The organism is Bauldia sp., assembly GCF_020442045.1.
In the GTDB taxonomy this organism is placed as follows: Bacteria; Pseudomonadota; Alphaproteobacteria; order Rhizobiales; family Kaistiaceae; genus Bauldia.
The window spans coordinates 36,530-52,728 of record NZ_JAGRLA010000008.1 but is presented as its reverse complement, the minus strand read 5'-3'; the positions used below and the strand labels follow the sequence as shown (position 1 = coordinate 52,728).

At 64.1% G+C, this 16,199-nt stretch carries 17 protein-coding genes; 8 read left to right on the top strand and 9 right to left on the bottom strand.

All coding sequences use genetic code 11. From position 1 onward, the window contains the following. The 6 genes from narH to KDJ86_RS01115 all read left to right on the top strand — a co-directional run. A partial coding sequence (gene narH / locus KDJ86_RS01140) for a nitrate reductase subunit beta (RefSeq protein ID WP_291741784.1) occupies window positions 1–1,000 on the top strand: 1,000 nt, incomplete at its 5' end. Continuing rightward, a complete protein-coding gene (narJ, locus tag KDJ86_RS01135; RefSeq protein ID WP_291741782.1) occupies window positions 1,000–1,698 on the top strand; it encodes a nitrate reductase molybdenum cofactor assembly chaperone in 699 nt (232 codons plus the stop codon). The genes narH and narJ, both read left to right, overlap by 1 nt. Window positions 1,699–1,705: 7 nt before the next feature. Then, complete coding sequence (gene narI, locus KDJ86_RS01130) at window positions 1,706–2,440, top strand: respiratory nitrate reductase subunit gamma (RefSeq protein WP_291741779.1); 735 nt, start codon at window positions 1,706–1,708, stop codon at window positions 2,438–2,440. Further along, window positions 2,437–3,270 (top strand): peptidylprolyl isomerase, encoded by an 834-nt coding sequence (locus KDJ86_RS01125; RefSeq protein ID WP_291741777.1) that lies wholly within the window; start codon window positions 2,437–2,439, stop codon window positions 3,268–3,270. Before narI ends, KDJ86_RS01125 begins: the two co-directional genes overlap by 4 nt. Before the next feature lie 9 nt (window positions 3,271–3,279). Then, window positions 3,280–3,573 (top strand): hypothetical protein, encoded by a 294-nt coding sequence (locus KDJ86_RS01120; RefSeq protein WP_291741775.1) that lies wholly within the window; start codon window positions 3,280–3,282, stop codon window positions 3,571–3,573. Further along, complete coding sequence (locus KDJ86_RS01115) at window positions 3,573–4,754, top strand: NnrS family protein (protein ID WP_291741773.1); 1,182 nt, start codon at window positions 3,573–3,575, stop codon at window positions 4,752–4,754. The genes KDJ86_RS01120 and KDJ86_RS01115 overlap by 1 nt, the downstream gene beginning before the upstream one ends. Window positions 4,755–4,872: 118 nt before the next feature. On the opposite strand, the gene KDJ86_RS01110 is transcribed toward KDJ86_RS01115, so the two are convergent. The 4 genes from KDJ86_RS01110 to KDJ86_RS01095 all read right to left on the bottom strand — a co-directional run bounded on the left by KDJ86_RS01110 (window position 4,873) and on the right by KDJ86_RS01095 (window position 8,052). Continuing rightward, window positions 4,873–5,571, bottom strand: a complete 699-nt coding sequence (locus KDJ86_RS01110; protein ID WP_291741770.1) for a cyclic nucleotide-binding domain-containing protein — start codon at window positions 5,569–5,571, stop codon at window positions 4,873–4,875. A 374-nt stretch (window positions 5,572–5,945) separates the two neighbouring features. Next, window positions 5,946–7,040, bottom strand: coding sequence for an NAD(P)H-dependent flavin oxidoreductase (locus KDJ86_RS01105; protein WP_291741768.1), 1,095 nt, complete (start codon window positions 7,038–7,040; stop codon window positions 5,946–5,948). A 248-nt stretch (window positions 7,041–7,288) separates the two neighbouring features. Continuing rightward, window positions 7,289–7,627 (bottom strand): ferredoxin FdxA, encoded by a 339-nt coding sequence (fdxA, locus tag KDJ86_RS01100; protein ID WP_291741767.1) that lies wholly within the window; start codon window positions 7,625–7,627, stop codon window positions 7,289–7,291. Beyond that, window positions 7,624–8,052 (bottom strand): group III truncated hemoglobin, encoded by a 429-nt coding sequence (locus KDJ86_RS01095; protein WP_291741764.1) that lies wholly within the window; start codon window positions 8,050–8,052, stop codon window positions 7,624–7,626. Before KDJ86_RS01095 ends, fdxA begins: the two co-directional genes overlap by 4 nt. 106 nt (window positions 8,053–8,158) lie before the next feature. On the opposite strand from KDJ86_RS01095, the gene KDJ86_RS01090 reads away from it, so the two are divergent. Continuing rightward, window positions 8,159–8,602, top strand: coding sequence for an Rrf2 family transcriptional regulator (locus tag KDJ86_RS01090; RefSeq protein WP_291741761.1), 444 nt, complete (start codon window positions 8,159–8,161; stop codon window positions 8,600–8,602). A gap of 46 nt (window positions 8,603–8,648) precedes the next feature. On the opposite strand, the gene KDJ86_RS01085 is transcribed toward KDJ86_RS01090, so the two are convergent. The 4 genes from KDJ86_RS01085 to KDJ86_RS01070 form a co-directional block, all read right to left on the bottom strand. Continuing rightward, window positions 8,649–9,665 carry an ABC transporter permease gene (locus KDJ86_RS01085; RefSeq protein ID WP_291741758.1) on the bottom strand — a complete coding sequence of 339 codons (1,017 nt, stop codon included), beginning with the start codon at window positions 9,663–9,665 and terminating at the stop codon, window positions 8,649–8,651. Between the two features lie 5 nt (window positions 9,666–9,670). Then, on the bottom strand, window positions 9,671–10,582 hold the full coding sequence (locus tag KDJ86_RS01080) for an ABC transporter permease (RefSeq protein WP_291741756.1): 912 nt from the start codon (window positions 10,580–10,582) through the stop codon (window positions 9,671–9,673). Between the two features lie 82 nt (window positions 10,583–10,664). Continuing rightward, window positions 10,665–12,176 (bottom strand): sugar ABC transporter ATP-binding protein, encoded by a 1,512-nt coding sequence (locus tag KDJ86_RS01075; RefSeq protein ID WP_291741787.1) that lies wholly within the window; start codon window positions 12,174–12,176, stop codon window positions 10,665–10,667. Between the two features lie 122 nt (window positions 12,177–12,298). Next, on the bottom strand, window positions 12,299–13,441 hold the full coding sequence (locus KDJ86_RS01070) for a sugar ABC transporter substrate-binding protein (RefSeq protein WP_291741753.1): 1,143 nt from the start codon (window positions 13,439–13,441) through the stop codon (window positions 12,299–12,301). Window positions 13,442–13,695: 254 nt separating this feature from the next. On the opposite strand from KDJ86_RS01070, the gene KDJ86_RS01065 reads away from it, so the two are divergent. Beyond that, window positions 13,696–14,673, top strand: coding sequence for a zinc-dependent alcohol dehydrogenase (locus KDJ86_RS01065; protein ID WP_291741751.1), 978 nt, complete (start codon window positions 13,696–13,698; stop codon window positions 14,671–14,673). 233 nt (window positions 14,674–14,906) lie between these two features. Here KDJ86_RS01065 and glcF read toward each other — a convergent pair whose 3' ends face one another. Then, a complete protein-coding gene (gene glcF / locus KDJ86_RS01060) occupies window positions 14,907–16,199 on the bottom strand; it encodes a glycolate oxidase subunit GlcF (RefSeq protein ID WP_291741749.1) in 1,293 nt (430 codons plus the stop codon).

Sequence of the window (16,199 nt, the reverse complement as noted above, 5' to 3'; positions counted from 1 at the left end):
CTTCATGATGTACCTGCCGCGGCTCTGCGAGCACTGCCTCAACCCGGCCTGCGTCGCTGCCTGTCCGTCCGGGGCGATCTACAAGCGCGAGGAGGACGGCATCGTCCTCATCGACCAGGACAAGTGCCGCGGCTGGCGGATGTGCGTCTCCGGCTGCCCCTACAAGAAGATCTACTACAACTGGTCGAGCGGAAAGTCCGAGAAGTGCATCTTCTGCTTCCCGCGGATCGAGGCCGGCCAGCCGACGGTCTGCTCCGAAACCTGCGTCGGTCGCATCCGCTATCTCGGCGTGGTGCTTTATGACGCCGACCGGATCGAGGAGGCGGCGAGCGCGGCCGACGAGCAGGACCTCTACGAGGCGCAGCTCAGCCTCTTCATGGACCCGAACGACCCGGCGGTGATCGCCCAGGCGCGCGCCGACGGCGTCACCGAGAACTGGCTCGAGGCAGCGCGCCGCTCGCCGATCTGGAAGATGGCGATGGAGTGGAAGGTCGCCTTCCCCCTGCACCCGGAATACCGGACGCTGCCGATGGTCTGGTATGTGCCGCCGCTGTCGCCGATCCAGTCCGCGGCCGAGGCCGGCAAGATCGGCATCGACGGCGAGATGCCGGACGTCCGCTCGCTTCGCATTCCGCTGAAATACCTCGCCAACCTGCTGACGGCGGGCGACGAGGAGCCGGTCGCGCTCGCCCTGGAGCGGATGCTGGCCATGCGCGGCTACATGCGGGCGAAGACCGTCGACGGGATGATCGACGAGGCGATCGCCGCCCGTGTCGGGCTGACCCCCGGTCAGATCGACGAGATGTACCAGATCCTGGCGATCGCCAATTACGAGGACCGCTTTGTCATCCCGACCGCCCATCGCGAGCTCGGCGAGGACGCCTACGACATTCGCGGCTCCTGCGGCTTCTCGTTCGGGAACGGCTGCTCCGGGGGGACGTCGGAACCGAACCTGTTCGGGACTCCGAAGCGCGCGAAGACACCGATGGAGGTGAGGTGATGGCGAAGACATTCAAGGCGCTCTCCGCCCTGCTGTCCTATCCCGATGAGGCGTTGAAGGCGGCGGCGGAAGACCTTCGCGCGGCGGTCAGGCAAGAAGGCCTCGTTTCGGGCGCATCCTGCGCGGCACTCGATCCGCTTCTCGCCGACCTCGAAGGCGAAGACCTCATTTCACTGCAGGAGCGCTACGTCGATCTTTTCGACCGGACGCGCTCCCTGTCGCTTCACCTTTTCGAGCATGTCCATGGCGAGAGCCGCGACCGCGGCCAGGCGATGATCGATCTCGCGACGCTCTACGAGACTCACGGTCTCGTCGTCGATGCGACGGAGCTGCCCGATTATCTGCCGCTCTTTCTCGAATTCCTTTCGACCCGCCCGCTCGGCGAGGCCTGCGAACTTCTCGGCCAGACGGCCCATATCCTCGCGGCGATCAGCGACAGGCTCGCGAAGCGCCAGTCGCCCTATGCCGCGGTATTCGACGCCCTGGTGGTGCTTTCGGCGATCAAGCCCGACAGGGAACAGGTCGCGGCGCTGCTTGACCAGCCGGACGCCGCCCCGGACGACTTCGCCGCACTCGATGCAGCCTGGGAGGACGAGCCAGTCACCTTCGGGCCCGGCGCCGACAGCGGCTGCAAGGACAACCTGATTGCCAGGCTGAGGGCCGCCCGCCGGCCGACGCCGACAGCAATGCCGGAGTGAGGCTACGATGAGCACCGTCCTGAACTACATCGTTTACGGCTGGTATCCCTATGTTTGCCTGACGGTATTCATCGTCGGCAGCGTCATCCGATTCGATCGCGAGCAATATTCGTGGCGGTCGGGCTCAAGCCAGCTGCTTCGCCGCCGCCAGCTGATGTGGGGCTCGAACCTGTTCCACATCGGCATCCTGGTGATCTTCGCCGGCCATTTCGTCGGGCTGCTGACGCCGATCGCCGTGTTCGACTGGCTCGGCGTGTCGCATTCCTTCAAGCAGATGCTGGCGATCGTGGTCGGCGGGGTTGCCGGCATCGCCTGTTTCGTCGGCCTGACCCTGCTCGTCCACCGGCGGCTGTTCGACCCGCGGATCCTGCGGACCTCGTCCTTCGGCGATATCGCCATCCTGCTCCTGCTCTACGTCCAACTGACGCTCGGGCTGGCGACCATCTTCGTCTCGCTCAACCACCTCGACGGCCACGAGATGGTGCGGTTCATGAACTGGGCCCAGGGGATCCTCATCCTCAGGCCGGAGAGCTGGCAGCTGATCGCCGGCGCCAACCCGATCTTCAAGCTCCATATCTTCCTCGGCATGACCATCTTCCTGGTCTTCCCCTTCACGCGGCTCGTGCATATCTGGAGCGCGCCGGTCTGGTATCTTGGCCGGCGCGGCTACCAGGTCGTTCGCGCCCGGCCGCATGCGCCCCGCACGACACCGGCGGCCTGGCCGCGGGACCGGACGTCATGAACGTCCTGCCACGGCAGAAGCAGGCGTCGCGGGGACCGACGATCGTCTCGGTCAACGGCTCGGTCATTCCGAACAGCGACATCGTCCGCGAGATCCAGTACCACCCGGCTGCGACGCCCACCGAGTCGTGGCGCCTGGCCGCCGAGGCAATGGTGCTGCGCGTCTTGTTGCTGGATGAAGCGCGACGCGAGGGGATCGTCGCCTCGCCACTCGCCGACGACCGGGGGCGGCGCGAGACGGAAGACGAAGCGCTGATCCGCGTCCTGCTTGAACAGGCGGTTCATATCCCCTCCCCGACCGAGGCCGAGCTCCGGCGCTACTATGACGCCAATGTCGCGAAATTCCGCGCTGCCGAACTGGTCGAGGCCCGGCACATCCTCGTCGCCGCCCGCGCGGACGACGCCGCGGGCTACGCGGCGGCTCAGGAGCGCGCCGAGGCGCTCGCCGAAACACTTGCGACCGAGCCCGATCGATTTGCCGAACTCGCCCGCGACTATTCCGATTGCGCTTCCTCGGGGGAAGGCGGCTTCCTCGGTCAGCTCACGCCGCGCGAGACGACCCCTGAATTCGCGGCAGCGATCGCCGGGATGAATGATGGCGAGACCACCAGGCACCCGGTGAAGACCCGCTACGGGTTCCATCTCATCCGGCTCGAACGGCGAATTGCAGCGCGGACATTGCCGTTCGAGGCGGTGGCGGGGCGGATCGCCGAATACCTGACCGAAAGGGCGGAGCGGACGGCGACGGCGCAATACATGGCGCGCCTTGTCGAGCGCGCCGACATCACCGGCATCACCATGGCCGGTGCCGATTCCCGGCGCGTCCATTGAGGCGGGACCATGCTGCTTGGCGATCTCATCGCACGGTTCGATGACGAGGCCGTGGCCAGCGAAACGCTGCTGCGGCTCGGCGACCTTCGCCTCGTCGCCGCGATGCGGGCGGGAGCGGAGGAGACAGGCCTGACGCTTGGCGCATATGCGCGAGTGATTATTCGCCACTACGCGGACACGGCGCCGGACGATGAATGGACCCAGCTCATGGGCCTCCTCTCGCGCGCGGAAGACCCGGGTGCCGCATGCCTCATGCGGGCTTTCGCCTATACCCTGGCGGAGGAACCGAAAGAGGCCCGATGATGCAACGGGACAGAAGGGGCCTCGCACGCATCCCGCTGCTGAGCTACGGATTTCGCCCATTCTTCCTTGGTGGAGCGATCTGGGCGGCCGTGGCAATGGCCCTGTGGATTGGCGAGCTCTCCGGCGCCTGGAGCTTCGCCGAGGCATATGGTCCCGTCGCCTGGCATGCGCATTCGCTGCTCTTCGGCTATGTCACGGCAATCGTCGCGGGATTCCTTCTCACCGCGATACCCAACTGGACCGGACGCCTGCCGGTGCGCGGTGGTCCTCTCCTCGCCCTCTTCATTCTCTGGATCGCGGGCCGCCTGGCACTGCTCTGTGTCGACCGCATCGGCATCATCGCGGCGATCCTTGTCGATTCATCCTTCCTCCTCGTCTTCGCCCTGGTCATCCTTCGCGAGATCGCCGCCGGCCGGAACTGGAAAAACCTCAAGACCGTCGCCCTGCTGTTGCTGATGGCCGCGTCCAATATCGGCTTTCATCTCGAGGTCCTTCTCGACGGCTCGGCCGACATCTCCATCCGCGCCGGGACGGCCGCAATCATCGGGATGATCATGCTGATCGGCGGCCGCATCACCCCGAGCTTCACCCGGAACTGGCTGGTCCGCTCCGGCGCCGCCGCACTGCCGGCGCCGTTCGGCCGGTATGACGTCGTCACGCTGGCGGTCTCGGGCCTCGGCCTGGCATTCTGGATCCTGGCTCCGACCGGAATCGTGACCGGGTCGATCCTGCTCGCCGCCGCGGGCCTCCAGCTCATACGACTGTGGCGATGGGCCGGCCGCTCCACATGGCAGGAGCCGCTCGTTCTCATTCTCCACGTCGGCTACCTGTTCGTGCCGCTCGGCTTTGCCCTGGTCGGCGCTTCGATCCTGCGGCCCGCGGCAATCCCGGCCGCGGACGCGCTCCACGCCTGGACGGTCGGCGCGGTCGCGGTGATGACGATCGCCGTGATGACGCGCGCCACCCTCGGCCATACCGGCCGGGATCTGGTCGCCAGTCCGCTCACGCGGATGATCTATTTCACGCTTGTCACCGCCGTGGTCTGCCGGCTCGCGGTGCCGTTTGCCCCGGGCGCCACCATGCCCCTCCTCACCCTCGCCGCCATTGGCTGGATAGCCGGCTTCCTGGGATTTGCGACCGTCTTCGGACCCATGCTCCTGCGGTCTCGCCTGGCTTCCTGATCCGCCGGAGCGCCAAGCCTGTCGAGGATCGGCCCTTCGGCCGTCTCGACGAGAGGCTGCCGGGAGCAAGCCGGTTCCCGGCACCTATCCGGCGGCTCGGAAGGACGTCCCCGCGGCTTCAGCTTTCCGGATCGTCGATCAGCATGTTCGGACGCGCGAGAGCGATCAGGTCGGCCGGCCTCTCGATCCGGACCTCCTGGCCCTGGACGGCGATGCCGTATTTCGCCAGGGTTCCGAATGCCCGCGACAGGTTCTCGGGCGTCATCCCGAGAAGCGAGGCGAGGGTGCGCTTTTCGATGACCAGCCGGAACACCATCGAGTCGCCATTCTGCTGGCTGCAGCAGAGCAGATAGTTGGCGAGGCGTTCGACGGACGTGCGCAGCTTCTGGTTCTTCAGCGCCTTGACCATGCCGCGATAACGGCCGGCGAGTTCCGCGACCACCGCCCGCGCGAATGCCGTGTCATTGAGGAAGACCGACTTCACGTCGCGTGACGGGATCATCAGGATGCGCGAGGCGTCGAGCGTCCGGGCCGACATCAGGTAGGGCTGATCACGGACGACGGCGGCAAGGATGAAGGTTTCGATCGGGCGGACGATCTCGATCACCGTCTCGCGACCGTTTCCCGCCGTGGTCAGCTCGACCATCCCGGCGACGACCACATGCAGGAAGTCGGGCACGTCGCCTTCCGTGATGAGTTCCACGGATTCGGGAAAGCGCTGGAAATAGGCGGCATGCATCAGCGAAGCGAAACTCTCCTCGTCAATGTCGGCGAAGAGCGGCAGAGCGCGAATGAGAGTGAGTTCGTCTTGGCGCATCGCTGAACCGAGAGCAGGATCGATAAATGTTAGGCCACAAATCTGTTCTGGTAAATCATTGATATGATTTATTAAAATCGGCAACTGGCGAAACAGGTCATTCCAATTATTCTCGACATGCCCGGTATCGTGTTTGATCACGATCAAACACGTGCCGTCTACCCTCGTCATTCCCGCCCCGGATCCGGGTCTTTCCGGGGTCCGAACTCGGCTTTCCCGCCGGGTCGCCGATCCTCGGAGGCCTGCCCGGCGACCTCGGCGATCAGGCCCGACAGGGAGCAGGCCACGGCGTTGCTTGGCCGGCCGGACGCCGCGCCGGACGGTTTCGCCGGGCTCGACGCCGCCTGGGAGCACAGGAGCCGCGGCGGATCGTTCTACGGGGTTCCGGCGATGCGGGCGCCAAGGCGCTCAAGCGCATCCGAGGCGAGCTTCCTCGTTAGGTCACCCGCCGGAAGGCCGTGACAGATCCTCGCGGCCTGACCGGCCCAAAGGGACATGAAGTCTCCGGAACCGGCTTTCTCCGTGACAGCGCGGAGAGGTGCCAGGCTGCCGCCCGCCAGTGGGAACGCCGGCGCGCTCCCGGTCATCGGGCCAAGCTCCCGCATCGCGCGGTTGAGGATTCCGCGCGACGGCCGGCCCGTGAAGATGTTGGTGAGAGCCGTCTCGCCGGCATGGTCGCCAGCCAGGGCTTCCCTGTGGGGCTTCGCCAACCTGGCTTCCGGTGTGAAGAGAAAGGCCGTGCCGACCTGCACCGCCGAGGCGCCAAGGGCGAAGGCAGCAACGATCCCGCGTCCATCGGCAATTCCGCCTGCCGCGACGACCGGCACCTTCACCGCGTCCGCTATCTGCGGCACCAGGCAAAAGGTTCCCACCTGCGTGGATATATCGTCAGTGAGGAACATTCCCCTGTGGCCCCCGGCCTCCACGCCTTGCGCAATGATCGCATCGCAGCCCCGATCCTCCAGCCAGCGAGCCTCGGCTACGGTCGTAGCCGACGAGAGGATCCTTGCTCCCGTTGCCTTCACGCGGGCCAGCAGGGGTTGTTCCGGGAGACCGAAATGGAAGCTGACGACTTCGGGACGGAACTCCTCGACGAGGAGACAGGCCTCTTCATCGAAGGGCGTCCTGCTGGACGCGGGAACAGGCATCTCAGGATCGAGCCCGAACTCCTCGTAGTAAGGGCCAAGACGTGTCCGCCACCGCTTCTCCCGTTCGGCATCGAATACGGGCGGCCGGTGGCAGAAGAAATTGACGTTGACCGGACCTGAGGTCTGCTGCCTGACAAGGGAAAGTTCTTCTCGAATCTTTGCCGGAGTAAAGGTTGCGCAGGGCAGCGACCCAAGCCCGCCGGCATTCGCGACAGCGACCACCATGTCGGAAAATACGGGCCCGGCCATCGGCGCCTGGACGATGGGTAAGTCGACTCCGACCAGATCGAGAAACCGTCGATCAGTCCATATGCTGTTCATCCCTGTTCTCCACCGGTCGGTCTCAAGCCGACGAATATAGCTTCGCGATGAAGCGGCGTGCCCGCTCTCAGGCGAGGCAATCGCCGCCGCGATGCCCCCGCCACTCCCTGGCGTCGCGACGAATGAGCGCCCAGGCCCCCCAGAGCGGGACGCGGTCCATGTCCCACCCGGTCGGTCGCTGACACCGGACCCAAGAGATTGATACCGGCTAGTTGCGGCACGGCCGAATGTTTCGCCTGCCGCGCAGATTAGCCTCCCTCGCCGGGCTCTGGCGAGAAATACCGCTCAAGCTTTCCAGCGACGCCGTCGAATTCCTTGGCATCCGAGGGTGGATCACGGCGATTGGTTATGTTCGGCCAGGTTGCCGCAAACTCGGCGTTGAGCCTCAACCAATTCTCCAGGCCCGGCGCGGTATCGGGCAGGATGGCTTCCGCCGGGCATTCTGGTTCGCAGACCCCGCAGTCGATGCACTCATCCGGATGGATGACGAGCATATTCTGCCCTTCGTAGAAACAGTCGACGGGACAGACCTCGACGCAGTCCATATATTTGCATTTGATGCAATTGTCGGTGACGACGAATGTCATGGCGTGCCCGGTGGCCAGGTCTGGTGAGGCCGAAAGAAGAGACCGAGCTTGAAGCTCTCGGCGATACGCGTCGCCTTGTCGACGAAGGCCGCGGCGAGGTCGGCTGTGAACAATTCGCCGCAGGTCTCGTCGAAAAGGGCGAGCCAGCGGTCGAACAGAGCCGGCTCCATGCCTATAATGCGGCGATGAACGGCCAGAGGATTTCCCTTGTAGCGGCCGCTGGTCAGCGCGAGCGATGACCAGAAGTCCCGCATCGTTGCCAGGTGCGGGCCCCAGTCACCGGGGATCGCGCGGGCAAAGATCGGGCCCAGTTCCGGATCGCGGCGGATCTTCGCATAGAAGACGTCGACCAGATCGCGGATTCCGTCCTCGGTCACAGTGGCGCGGCGCGGGCGCCGCGTCGCGTCGTCGATCTGGCGGGTCATTGCGCGATCCTTCATAACCAGTATTCCAAATACATGTAATCATCGGCTTGAGAAAAAGCAATATATGATATACATCTTTCAGCGATAACCGGAGGGAGGCACCTGCATGCGGCTGACGGTCTACACCGACTATGCGCTGCGGCTGCTGATGTATCTCGCAGTCATGAACGACGGCGATGGTCGGTTGGCAACCATCGGCGAGATTGCCGAGCATCACGGGATATCCAGGAACCATCTGATGAAGGTCGCCTACCAGCTCGGCACCGCCGGTTATGTCGAGACGCTTCGCGGCCGCGGCGGTGGACTGCGGCTCGCCATGGCAGCGAGCGAGATCGGCGTCGGTGAGGTCGTCCGCAGGACCGAGCCGGACATGGCCCTGGTTCCGTGTTTCGATCCCGTCGACGCGCCATGCGCGATCCGCTCCTGCTGCGTCCTGAGGAAGGCGCTGCAAAAGGCGGAAGATGCCTTCATGGCGGCGCTCGACGGCTATTCAATCGGTGACCTGGCCAAGCCGCGAACGCCATTGCGCAACCTGCTCGGGATTGCCTAAGGCACCCGGCGTCTCCTGTTTCCGCCCGCACCGTCGGACAAATCGGCTATCGCTGATCTTGCTGGGCCCGCCGTCCAGCGAAGAAACCGAGCATCTGCAATACCAGCCTCCTCGCGACGGCCGTATCGAGCGCCACCACCAGAATCAGCAATCCACCCTTGACGACGTTCTGATAGGTCGGACCGGCACCAAGGATGTTCAGTGCGTTGCCAATCACGCTCACTATGAGAACACCCAGGATCACCCCGACGATGGTTCCCTTGCCGCCCGACAGGCTCACACCGCCGATCGCCACGGCCGCTATGGTTTCCAGTTCAAGGCCCGATGCCTGCGCCATGGTGGCACCCTGGTAGTGGGCGAGGCTCAGGATCGCGCAGATTCCATAGAGCAGGCCCGCTATCCCGTAGACGCTGCACCGGATCCAGGACACGCGGACGCCGGAAATCACGGCCGACCGGTCATTGCCGCCGACCGCGTAAAGCTCCCGTCCGAAGGTCGTATGCCCAAGCACGACATGAGTCGCAGCGACAACCAGAAACAAGATGACGACCGGCAGGGGCAGAAACAGGACATCCGTTGTCGCGATCGCGCCGATGCTTTCGGAAATGCCGTCGACATAACCCTTGCCGGTCAGCTTGTAGGCCAGTCCCTCGGAAATCTGCCAGACGCCGAGCGTCGCCAACAATGCCGGGATGCGGAGCCCGGCAACCAGAACGCCATTCAACAGGCCGAAGGCGGCTGCAACCAACAGCATGACCGGAAAGACCACCACGACCGGCAACTGATAGCCGAGAAGGTTCAGCTCGGGATTTGCAGTCACCAGGCCAGCGCCGAGCATGAGCGAGACCGAGACGATGCCGCTTACCGCCAGGTCCAGCCCCGCCGACATGATCACGAGCGCCTGCCCGCAGGCGGCGATCCCGCGAATCGCCGATTGAACCAGCACGTTTGTCAGGTTTGACAGGGAGGTGCTTGCTCCGTCGGTCAGAATGCCGAACAGCACCACCAGCGTCAGCAGGATCATCAGCCGGACGGTGTTTTCGTTTGCAAGGATTCGTTTCATTGCCGTCAAACCAGGTTGCGCCTGCGACTCTGGTGCGAGTCAATTGCAATGGCCGCCAGGATGATCGCGCCTTTGGTAACGCCCTGAATGTCGGGGGTGGCGCCGATCGAGTTCAGCCCGTTTCCTATGACCGCCAGAATGAAAGTCCCGAGGAAGACGCCGGCAATGGTCCCCCGCCCTCCGTAGATGCTGACACCGCCGACCGTGACCGCCGCGATCGAATCGATGGTGATCCCGAGGAAGGTTCGGTTGGAAACCGCCATCAGGCGCGCCTCGACCGAGATCGCGGCGATGGCCAGCAGCAATCCGGCCACCACAAAGACACCGACCTGGATGCGTCGGACGTTGATTCCGGAGAGGTGGGCACTACCCGGGTTGCCCCCGACCGCGTAGATGGCGCGACCGAACCTGGTGTGCTGCAACACAACATAGGCCGCCACGAACAAGCCGAGCATCAGCCAGACGGGGATGGGCAGGCCAAGGATCTCGCCGCGACCGAAAGGCTTCAGGGCCTCGGGCAGGTCGGTGATCGTGTACCCCTGGCCGAGGAACTGCGCGAGGCCCTGGGTGATCTGCCAGGTGCCGAGAGTGACGACGAGTGCCGGGACGGCGAAATACGACGACACGAAGCCATTGACAAATCCCACCGAGATTCCCGCGAGAATCATCAGGCCTATCCCGACGCTGATCGGAACGGGTTCTCCACCGACAATGTTGAGGTCGTAACGGCTCGTCATCGTTGCGGCGCCGAGCACGGAGATGAAAAGCCCGGCGCCGTAGAACGAAATGTCGATGGCACCGGTAAGCATCACGAATGTCTGCGCGATCGCGACGATCCCCACCGTCGCGGTCTGCTGCAGGATGTTGTTGATCCCTATCGCGGATACCGTCCGCCCGTTGGTCAGGAGCGCGAACAACAGGATGACGGCGATCAGGATCAGGAATCGAATGAAATCGGATGAGACCGCGATGCGCTCGAGCCGAACCGCGCGGCGCCTTTCAATGGACATTCGCCGCGCCCTCCCGCACGAGGGTCATCTCGATCAGTTCATGCTCGGTCACCGCCGCGGGATCGATCTTGTCGATGATGCGCCCCTGCACCATCAGGTAGATCTCATCGCAGGCGACCAGAATTTCACGCATGTCCGAGGAAAGCACCAGCATGCCGGCGCCGTTCTCCGCCGCTTGTTTGCGCATCAGCTCATAGATTTCCTGCCTCGCCCCGACGTCGATGCCGCGGGTCGGCTCATCAAGAATGATCAGGCGGGACTCGGCGGCCAGCCACTTGGCGATGACAACCTTCTGCTGATTGCCGCCGCTCAATTCGTCGACCAGCTTGCCGGGGTCGCGGGGCCGCAGCTTCACCTCATCGATCGCCCGGGTGACGACCTGGCTCATGCGGCCGGCCAGAAGAAACGCAAGCGCATTCACCCGACGCAAGGCGGGCAGAAGAATGTTGAAGCTGACCGGCTGGCCGGGCACGAAGCCTTCAGCCTTCCGATCCTCGGTCACAAAGCCGATTCCCAAGGATCGGGACTTGTTGGGAGCCATCCGGGATGGCCGGAGGTCCCGGCCGTCGAAGCGTAACCCGCCGGTAACCAGCGCATTTGGCGGCAGGGCGCCGAATATGGCACGCGCAAGCTCGGATTTGCCGGCTCCCACGACGCCGGCCACGCCGACAATCTTTCCCTTCGGTACGGTAATGCTGACGTCTTCGAAGAACGGCTCGTAGGTGAGCGCCTTGACCTCGAGCAGCGGCTCTCCATCCGACGCGGGCTTCCGATGCTCGTCGCGGAGGGTGGCCTCGATGCTGCGTCCGGTCATTTCCTCGACGATGGTGGCCATCGTCAGATCCGAGGTGGAATGCGTTCCCGCGACATAGCCGTCGCGAAGGATCGTCACTCGGTCGGCGAGATCGAACACCTCCTCCAGCTTGTGACTGATATACACGATCGCGACCCCCTTCGATTTCAGGAGCCGCACCAGTTCGTAGAGGTTCTGGATCTCGACGCGCGACAGCGCCGCGGAAGGTTCGTCCATGATATAGATCAGCGGATCGTAGGACAGCGCCCGGGCGATCTCGACTTCCTGCTGATCAGCGACCTTGAGGTCTCCGACGAGCTTGTCGGGATCGACGCTGCTCCCGACCTGGGCCAGCGCGGCCAGCGTCATCTGGCGCGCCTGCTTCCATTGAACGCGTCCAAACGCGGTCGGCAAGCGGCCCATGAAGATGTTTTCGGTGACGCTCAGATAGGGGACCAGCCCAAATTCCTGGTAGACCATCGAAACGCGATTGCGCTGGGCGTCCGCAGGGCCGGAGAAGCCGACTTCCACCCCGTCGACAAGGTAGCGGCCGGACGTCTTGGCATGGATGCCCATGAGTATCTTCATGAGCGTGCTCTTGCCGGCGCCGTTTTCGCCGAGCAGCGCATGGACCTCGCCGGGATAAACGTCGAACGAGATTCCCTTCAGGACCTCGACCGACCCGAACGACTTGGTGATGTTCACCATCTGCAAAGCGGGTCGCCGATCCGCCATCCCGTGCTCCCCGCATCTTCTCACGCCAAACCGATGGGACAGCCTCGCATGGAGCAGGGGACCACTGTCCGCGGCCCTCCTGCTCCCGCAGAGGCTCAGTATCCGAGCAAGGTCTTGCGGGCGGCGAGTGTCGGAACCGGATACCCGACAGACGTTGTGTCCAGAACCGGCCAGACGTCCCACTTGCCAAGCGGCATATCCGCGAAAGCGACCGACGCGCCGAACAGCTGGCCTTCCGGCGTGTAGAGCTGCTCGCCGGTCAACAGCGGCATGGGAAGATAGACGTCCTTCGGGAGGTCAGCCCCGTCGCCAAGCGGCTGCTTCAGCACGGTATGCCAAAGGAACATCTTCATGACCAGGTCGATCTGCGGCCAGGGGCCATTGGAGAGCGTGTAGTCGAAGACACCATCACGCATGCCGCCGAGCATCGACTTGTCGATGTCCTGGAGAAAGACGACGACATGGCCATCCTCGCCCTTGTCGGCCAGGCGGCCGACCGAACGGAGTCCTTCCTCGAACGAACTCGCATCGCCCCAGTGTGGATACATCGCCTGGATGCCCGGATACTGGGCAAAGGCGTCCTGGATCGCGCGGATCACGGTATCGGGGTTGCCATCCGTGTCGGCGGTTTCGATGACTTTGACTATCTTGCTGTCGCCGATGCCCTTGTGGACGCCGGAATGCCGGGTCTGACTCGTCGGATAGGAACGTCCCCCCCAGATTTCCAGAACCAGATAGGGATTCTCCTCGGTTGCACCGGCGGCCTCCGCCAGCTCGACGAGTTTCGTCCCCACCTGCCCGTTGGTTTCGACAAGGTCGGCATCATATCCCGCGAACCCCGTATATTCTTCGGTATTCGGTGTCGTTACCCACGAGTAGACGTCGATTCCCGCGGCCACCGCCTTGTCGACGGCAACCGCGATGGTCTGCGGATTGAGGGGCTGCAGGATGATCGCGTCATATTGTCCGGTGGCGATCGCATCCTCGATTGCCCGGACCTGGTTCGCAGCGCCCAGATCTCCGGATATCGTGGTGACCTCAACGCCGGCCTTGCCAAGCTGGGCATGCAGGAGGCCATTGGCTACCACCTGATAGTCGTCGCCGAGCCAGGAAGGGGTGTAGAGGACGCGATAGGGCGATCCATCCTCCTTGAGCCCGAGCCCCGCTTCGTATCCCTCGAAGTGAACCGCGGTCGGATCGACGAGGTTCTTCATCGACTCCCAGTCGCCCTCGCTCACGCCCGCGGGCGCCTGCGCATTCGCGAATTGCGGGGCCCCCAAGGCGACCGCGATGGCGAACAAGGACAAAAATCTTCTGATCACAATCATATCCAGAGGTTCCTCCCGGAGTGAGATTTTCTGTACCGACCGGTCCATATAACTTGTATTGTACCGACCGGTCAATACGATTGGCTCACCCGTGGCAATCGACCACCCACATTCACGAATCGAACGACAAACACAACGAGAGGACGTCCGAAATGAAGGCATTCATGACGCAGAAGGCAAGCGATGGACGACGCGAGAAGCGACTGATTTCCGGTCTGTCCGAGCCTCAGTCCCCGGCAGCGAATCAGGTCAAGGTTCAGACGATGTTCACCGGCCTGACAAACGGAACCGAACGTAACGACCTGATTGCCGGCAACTACTCGACCCCAGACGAGAAGCTGCCGGCGGGGATGGGCTATCAGAATGTCGGGCGCGTCATCGAGGTTGGCAGCGCGGTAGACGGCGTGACGCCGGGAGATATCGTCTATAGCGGCACCTGGCTCCTCTCCGATCACGCGGAGCGCGTGACCGTCCCGGCCACCGATTTCCAGCGATTCGACGCCTTCATGAAGCTGCCCGCCGGGATCGACCCGAAGCACGCCGCGCTCTTCGGCTTTTCCTCGGTCGGCGTAAGAATCTGCAAAGCAGCCGATATTCGCCTCGGCGAACGGGTCCTCGTCGTCGGGCTTGGAGGTCTCGGCCAGATTGTCACGCAGGTAGCCAGCGCCATGGGAGGAAGCGTGACCGCGTGCGACATCAATGTCGGCCGACTTGACCTCGCCGAATCGATCGGTGCCGCCGACCGGGTGCTGAACACGGCTGGCCGGGGATGGCCCGACCAGATCGAGGATGGCAGCTTCGACGTGGTGATCGACGTCGCCGGCGTCCCCGGAATGGAAGACGCCCTCCTCAACGCGGCTGCCGTCGCCGGCAGGGTTCTCTTCATCGCGGGCCGGTCGAGGGTGGACTATGACTTCAACGCTGGCCAGTTCAAGGAAATCACGATCCGGCAGATCGCCCATTTCGACAATGACGACCTCGAAAAGCTGACCCGGCTCGTGCAATCAGGCAAGGTCAGGATCGGCCCGTTGATCCAGGAGGTCGTACCGGCCAAGGACTGCGCAAGGATATATGACGCCTTGCGCGAACGTCCCGACACGCTGATGGGGATCGTCTTCTCATGGGCCGACGGCGACGTATGACCCGGACTGGCCCGGCCAGGTGGAGCCCGTGACGCGATGCCGCGCTTCCGGGGGAGAGGCCAGCAATGCCTGGCGGTCGACGGCTCTTCAAAACGCATGGCTGGTCTCGTCCGACCTGGCCAGCCAGGCGTCTCAACCTGTGCCGGGATGGCGAAAGGCGGCGCCACGTTCAAGGTGAGCGGATGCCGGGCTTCGGCGGGCGGCGCCCCTTGACCTGAAGACGGGCGCCGCCGTCACGCAAGGGCCGCCGGCTTCCGGCCGGTATAGGACCAGTCGAGCAGCTGCACGGTATGAAGGACCGGCAGCTGCGCTCCCCCGGCAATGTGATCGATGCAGCCGATATTGCCGGCGGCTATGACATCCGCCCCAAGTTCCTCGAGGTTCGCTACCTTGCGGTCGCGGAGCTGGATCGAGATATCCGGCTGCAGGATCGAGTAGGTCCCGGCCGAACCGCAGCAAAGATGCTCATCCTTCGGGCGGGCGAGCTTGAAGCCGGCCTTGAGCAGCAGCTTGCGCGGCGGATTCAGCACTTTCTGGCCGTGCTGGAGCGAACAGGCGGCATGATAGGCGACCTTGAGCCCCGGCTTGATCACCGGCTCGGGCAGCTCGATCTCGGTCAGGAACTCGCTGATATCCCGGGCGATGCCGGCGACGGCCGCCGCCTTCTCGCGGTAGGCGGGATCGTCGGCGAGCAGGTGCCCGTAATCCTTGATCGTCGTGCCGCAGCCGGACGTGGTGATCACGATCGCGTCCAGCCCGCATTCGACATGCGGGTACCAGGCGTCGACGTTCCGCCGCGCCTGCTCCTTCGCCGCAGCTTCCTTGCCGAGGTGGAGGACGAGCGCGCCGCAGCAGTTGTCGTCGTCGGGGAGCGTCACTGCGACGCCGGCGGCATTCAGCACCCGGATAGCGGAGCGATTGATCTCCGGATCGAGCACCCGCTGCACGCAGCCTGACGGTATCAGGACGCGCTTCTTCGCCTCATCCGGGGCAAAGACACCGGCTTCGATCTCATCCGACCGTGACAGCCTCTTCTTCGGTGTCGCGGCAAGCAGAGCCGCATAGGGCTTGAAACCCGGGATCGAGCTGACGACCGGCGCAAGCCCGCGAAACGGGCGGGCGACCGCGAGCGCCAGGCGGAACCGGTCCGGATCCGGCAGGATCGCGGCCAGCATCGCGCGCAGCATCCGGTCGAGGATCGGCCGCCGGTAGGTCTTCTCGATGTGACTGCGGGCGAAGTCGACGAGATGCATGTAGTCGACATCCGACGGGCAGGACGTCAGGCAGGAATTGCACGACAGGCAGCGGTCGATATGCAGAACCGTCTCGGCATCCGGCGCCCCGTCCTCCTTCATCATCTCCTTGATGAGGTTGATCCGCCCCCGCGGACTGTCCAGCTCGTCGCCAAGCAGGTCGAAGGTCGGGCAGCCACTGTTGCAGCAACCGCAGTTGATGCAGGTCTTGATGATCGCCTCGGCCTCGCCGGCGCCGGTGGGGCTCGGGATCGACGCTTCGGTCATGGACAT

Bases quoted from the DNA above. Each gene is read 5' to 3' on its own strand.
- narI (WP_291741779.1), top strand. From the start codon at position 1,706: ATGAGCACCGTCCTGAACTACATCGTTTACGGCTGGTATCCCTATGTT.
- KDJ86_RS01115 (WP_291741773.1), top strand. From the start codon at position 3,573: ATGCAACGGGACAGAAGGGGCCTCGCACGCATCCCGCTGCTGAGCTAC.
- narJ (WP_291741782.1), top strand. From the start codon at position 1,000: ATGGCGAAGACATTCAAGGCGCTCTCCGCCCTGCTGTCCTATCCCGAT.
- KDJ86_RS01110 (WP_291741770.1), bottom strand. From the start codon at position 5,571: ATGCGCCAAGACGAACTCACTCTCATTCGCGCTCTGCCGCTCTTCGCC.
- KDJ86_RS01125 (WP_291741777.1), top strand. From the start codon at position 2,437: ATGAACGTCCTGCCACGGCAGAAGCAGGCGTCGCGGGGACCGACGATC.
- KDJ86_RS01095 (WP_291741764.1), bottom strand. From the start codon at position 8,052: ATGACCCGCCAGATCGACGACGCGACGCGGCGCCCGCGCCGCGCCACT.
- KDJ86_RS01065 (WP_291741751.1), top strand. From the start codon at position 13,696: ATGACGCAGAAGGCAAGCGATGGACGACGCGAGAAGCGACTGATTTCC.
- glcF (WP_291741749.1), bottom strand. From the start codon at position 16,199: ATGTCCATGACCGAAGCGTCGATCCCGAGCCCCACCGGCGCCGGCGAG.
- KDJ86_RS01075 (WP_291741787.1), bottom strand. From the start codon at position 12,176: ATGGTGAACATCACCAAGTCGTTCGGGTCGGTCGAGGTCCTGAAGGGA.
- KDJ86_RS01120 (WP_291741775.1), top strand. From the start codon at position 3,280: ATGCTGCTTGGCGATCTCATCGCACGGTTCGATGACGAGGCCGTGGCC.
- fdxA (WP_291741767.1), bottom strand. From the start codon at position 7,627: ATGACATTCGTCGTCACCGACAATTGCATCAAATGCAAATATATGGAC.
- KDJ86_RS01105 (WP_291741768.1), bottom strand. From the start codon at position 7,040: ATGAACAGCATATGGACTGATCGACGGTTTCTCGATCTGGTCGGAGTC.
- KDJ86_RS01085 (WP_291741758.1), bottom strand. From the start codon at position 9,665: ATGAAACGAATCCTTGCAAACGAAAACACCGTCCGGCTGATGATCCTG.
- KDJ86_RS01090 (WP_291741761.1), top strand. From the start codon at position 8,159: ATGCGGCTGACGGTCTACACCGACTATGCGCTGCGGCTGCTGATGTAT.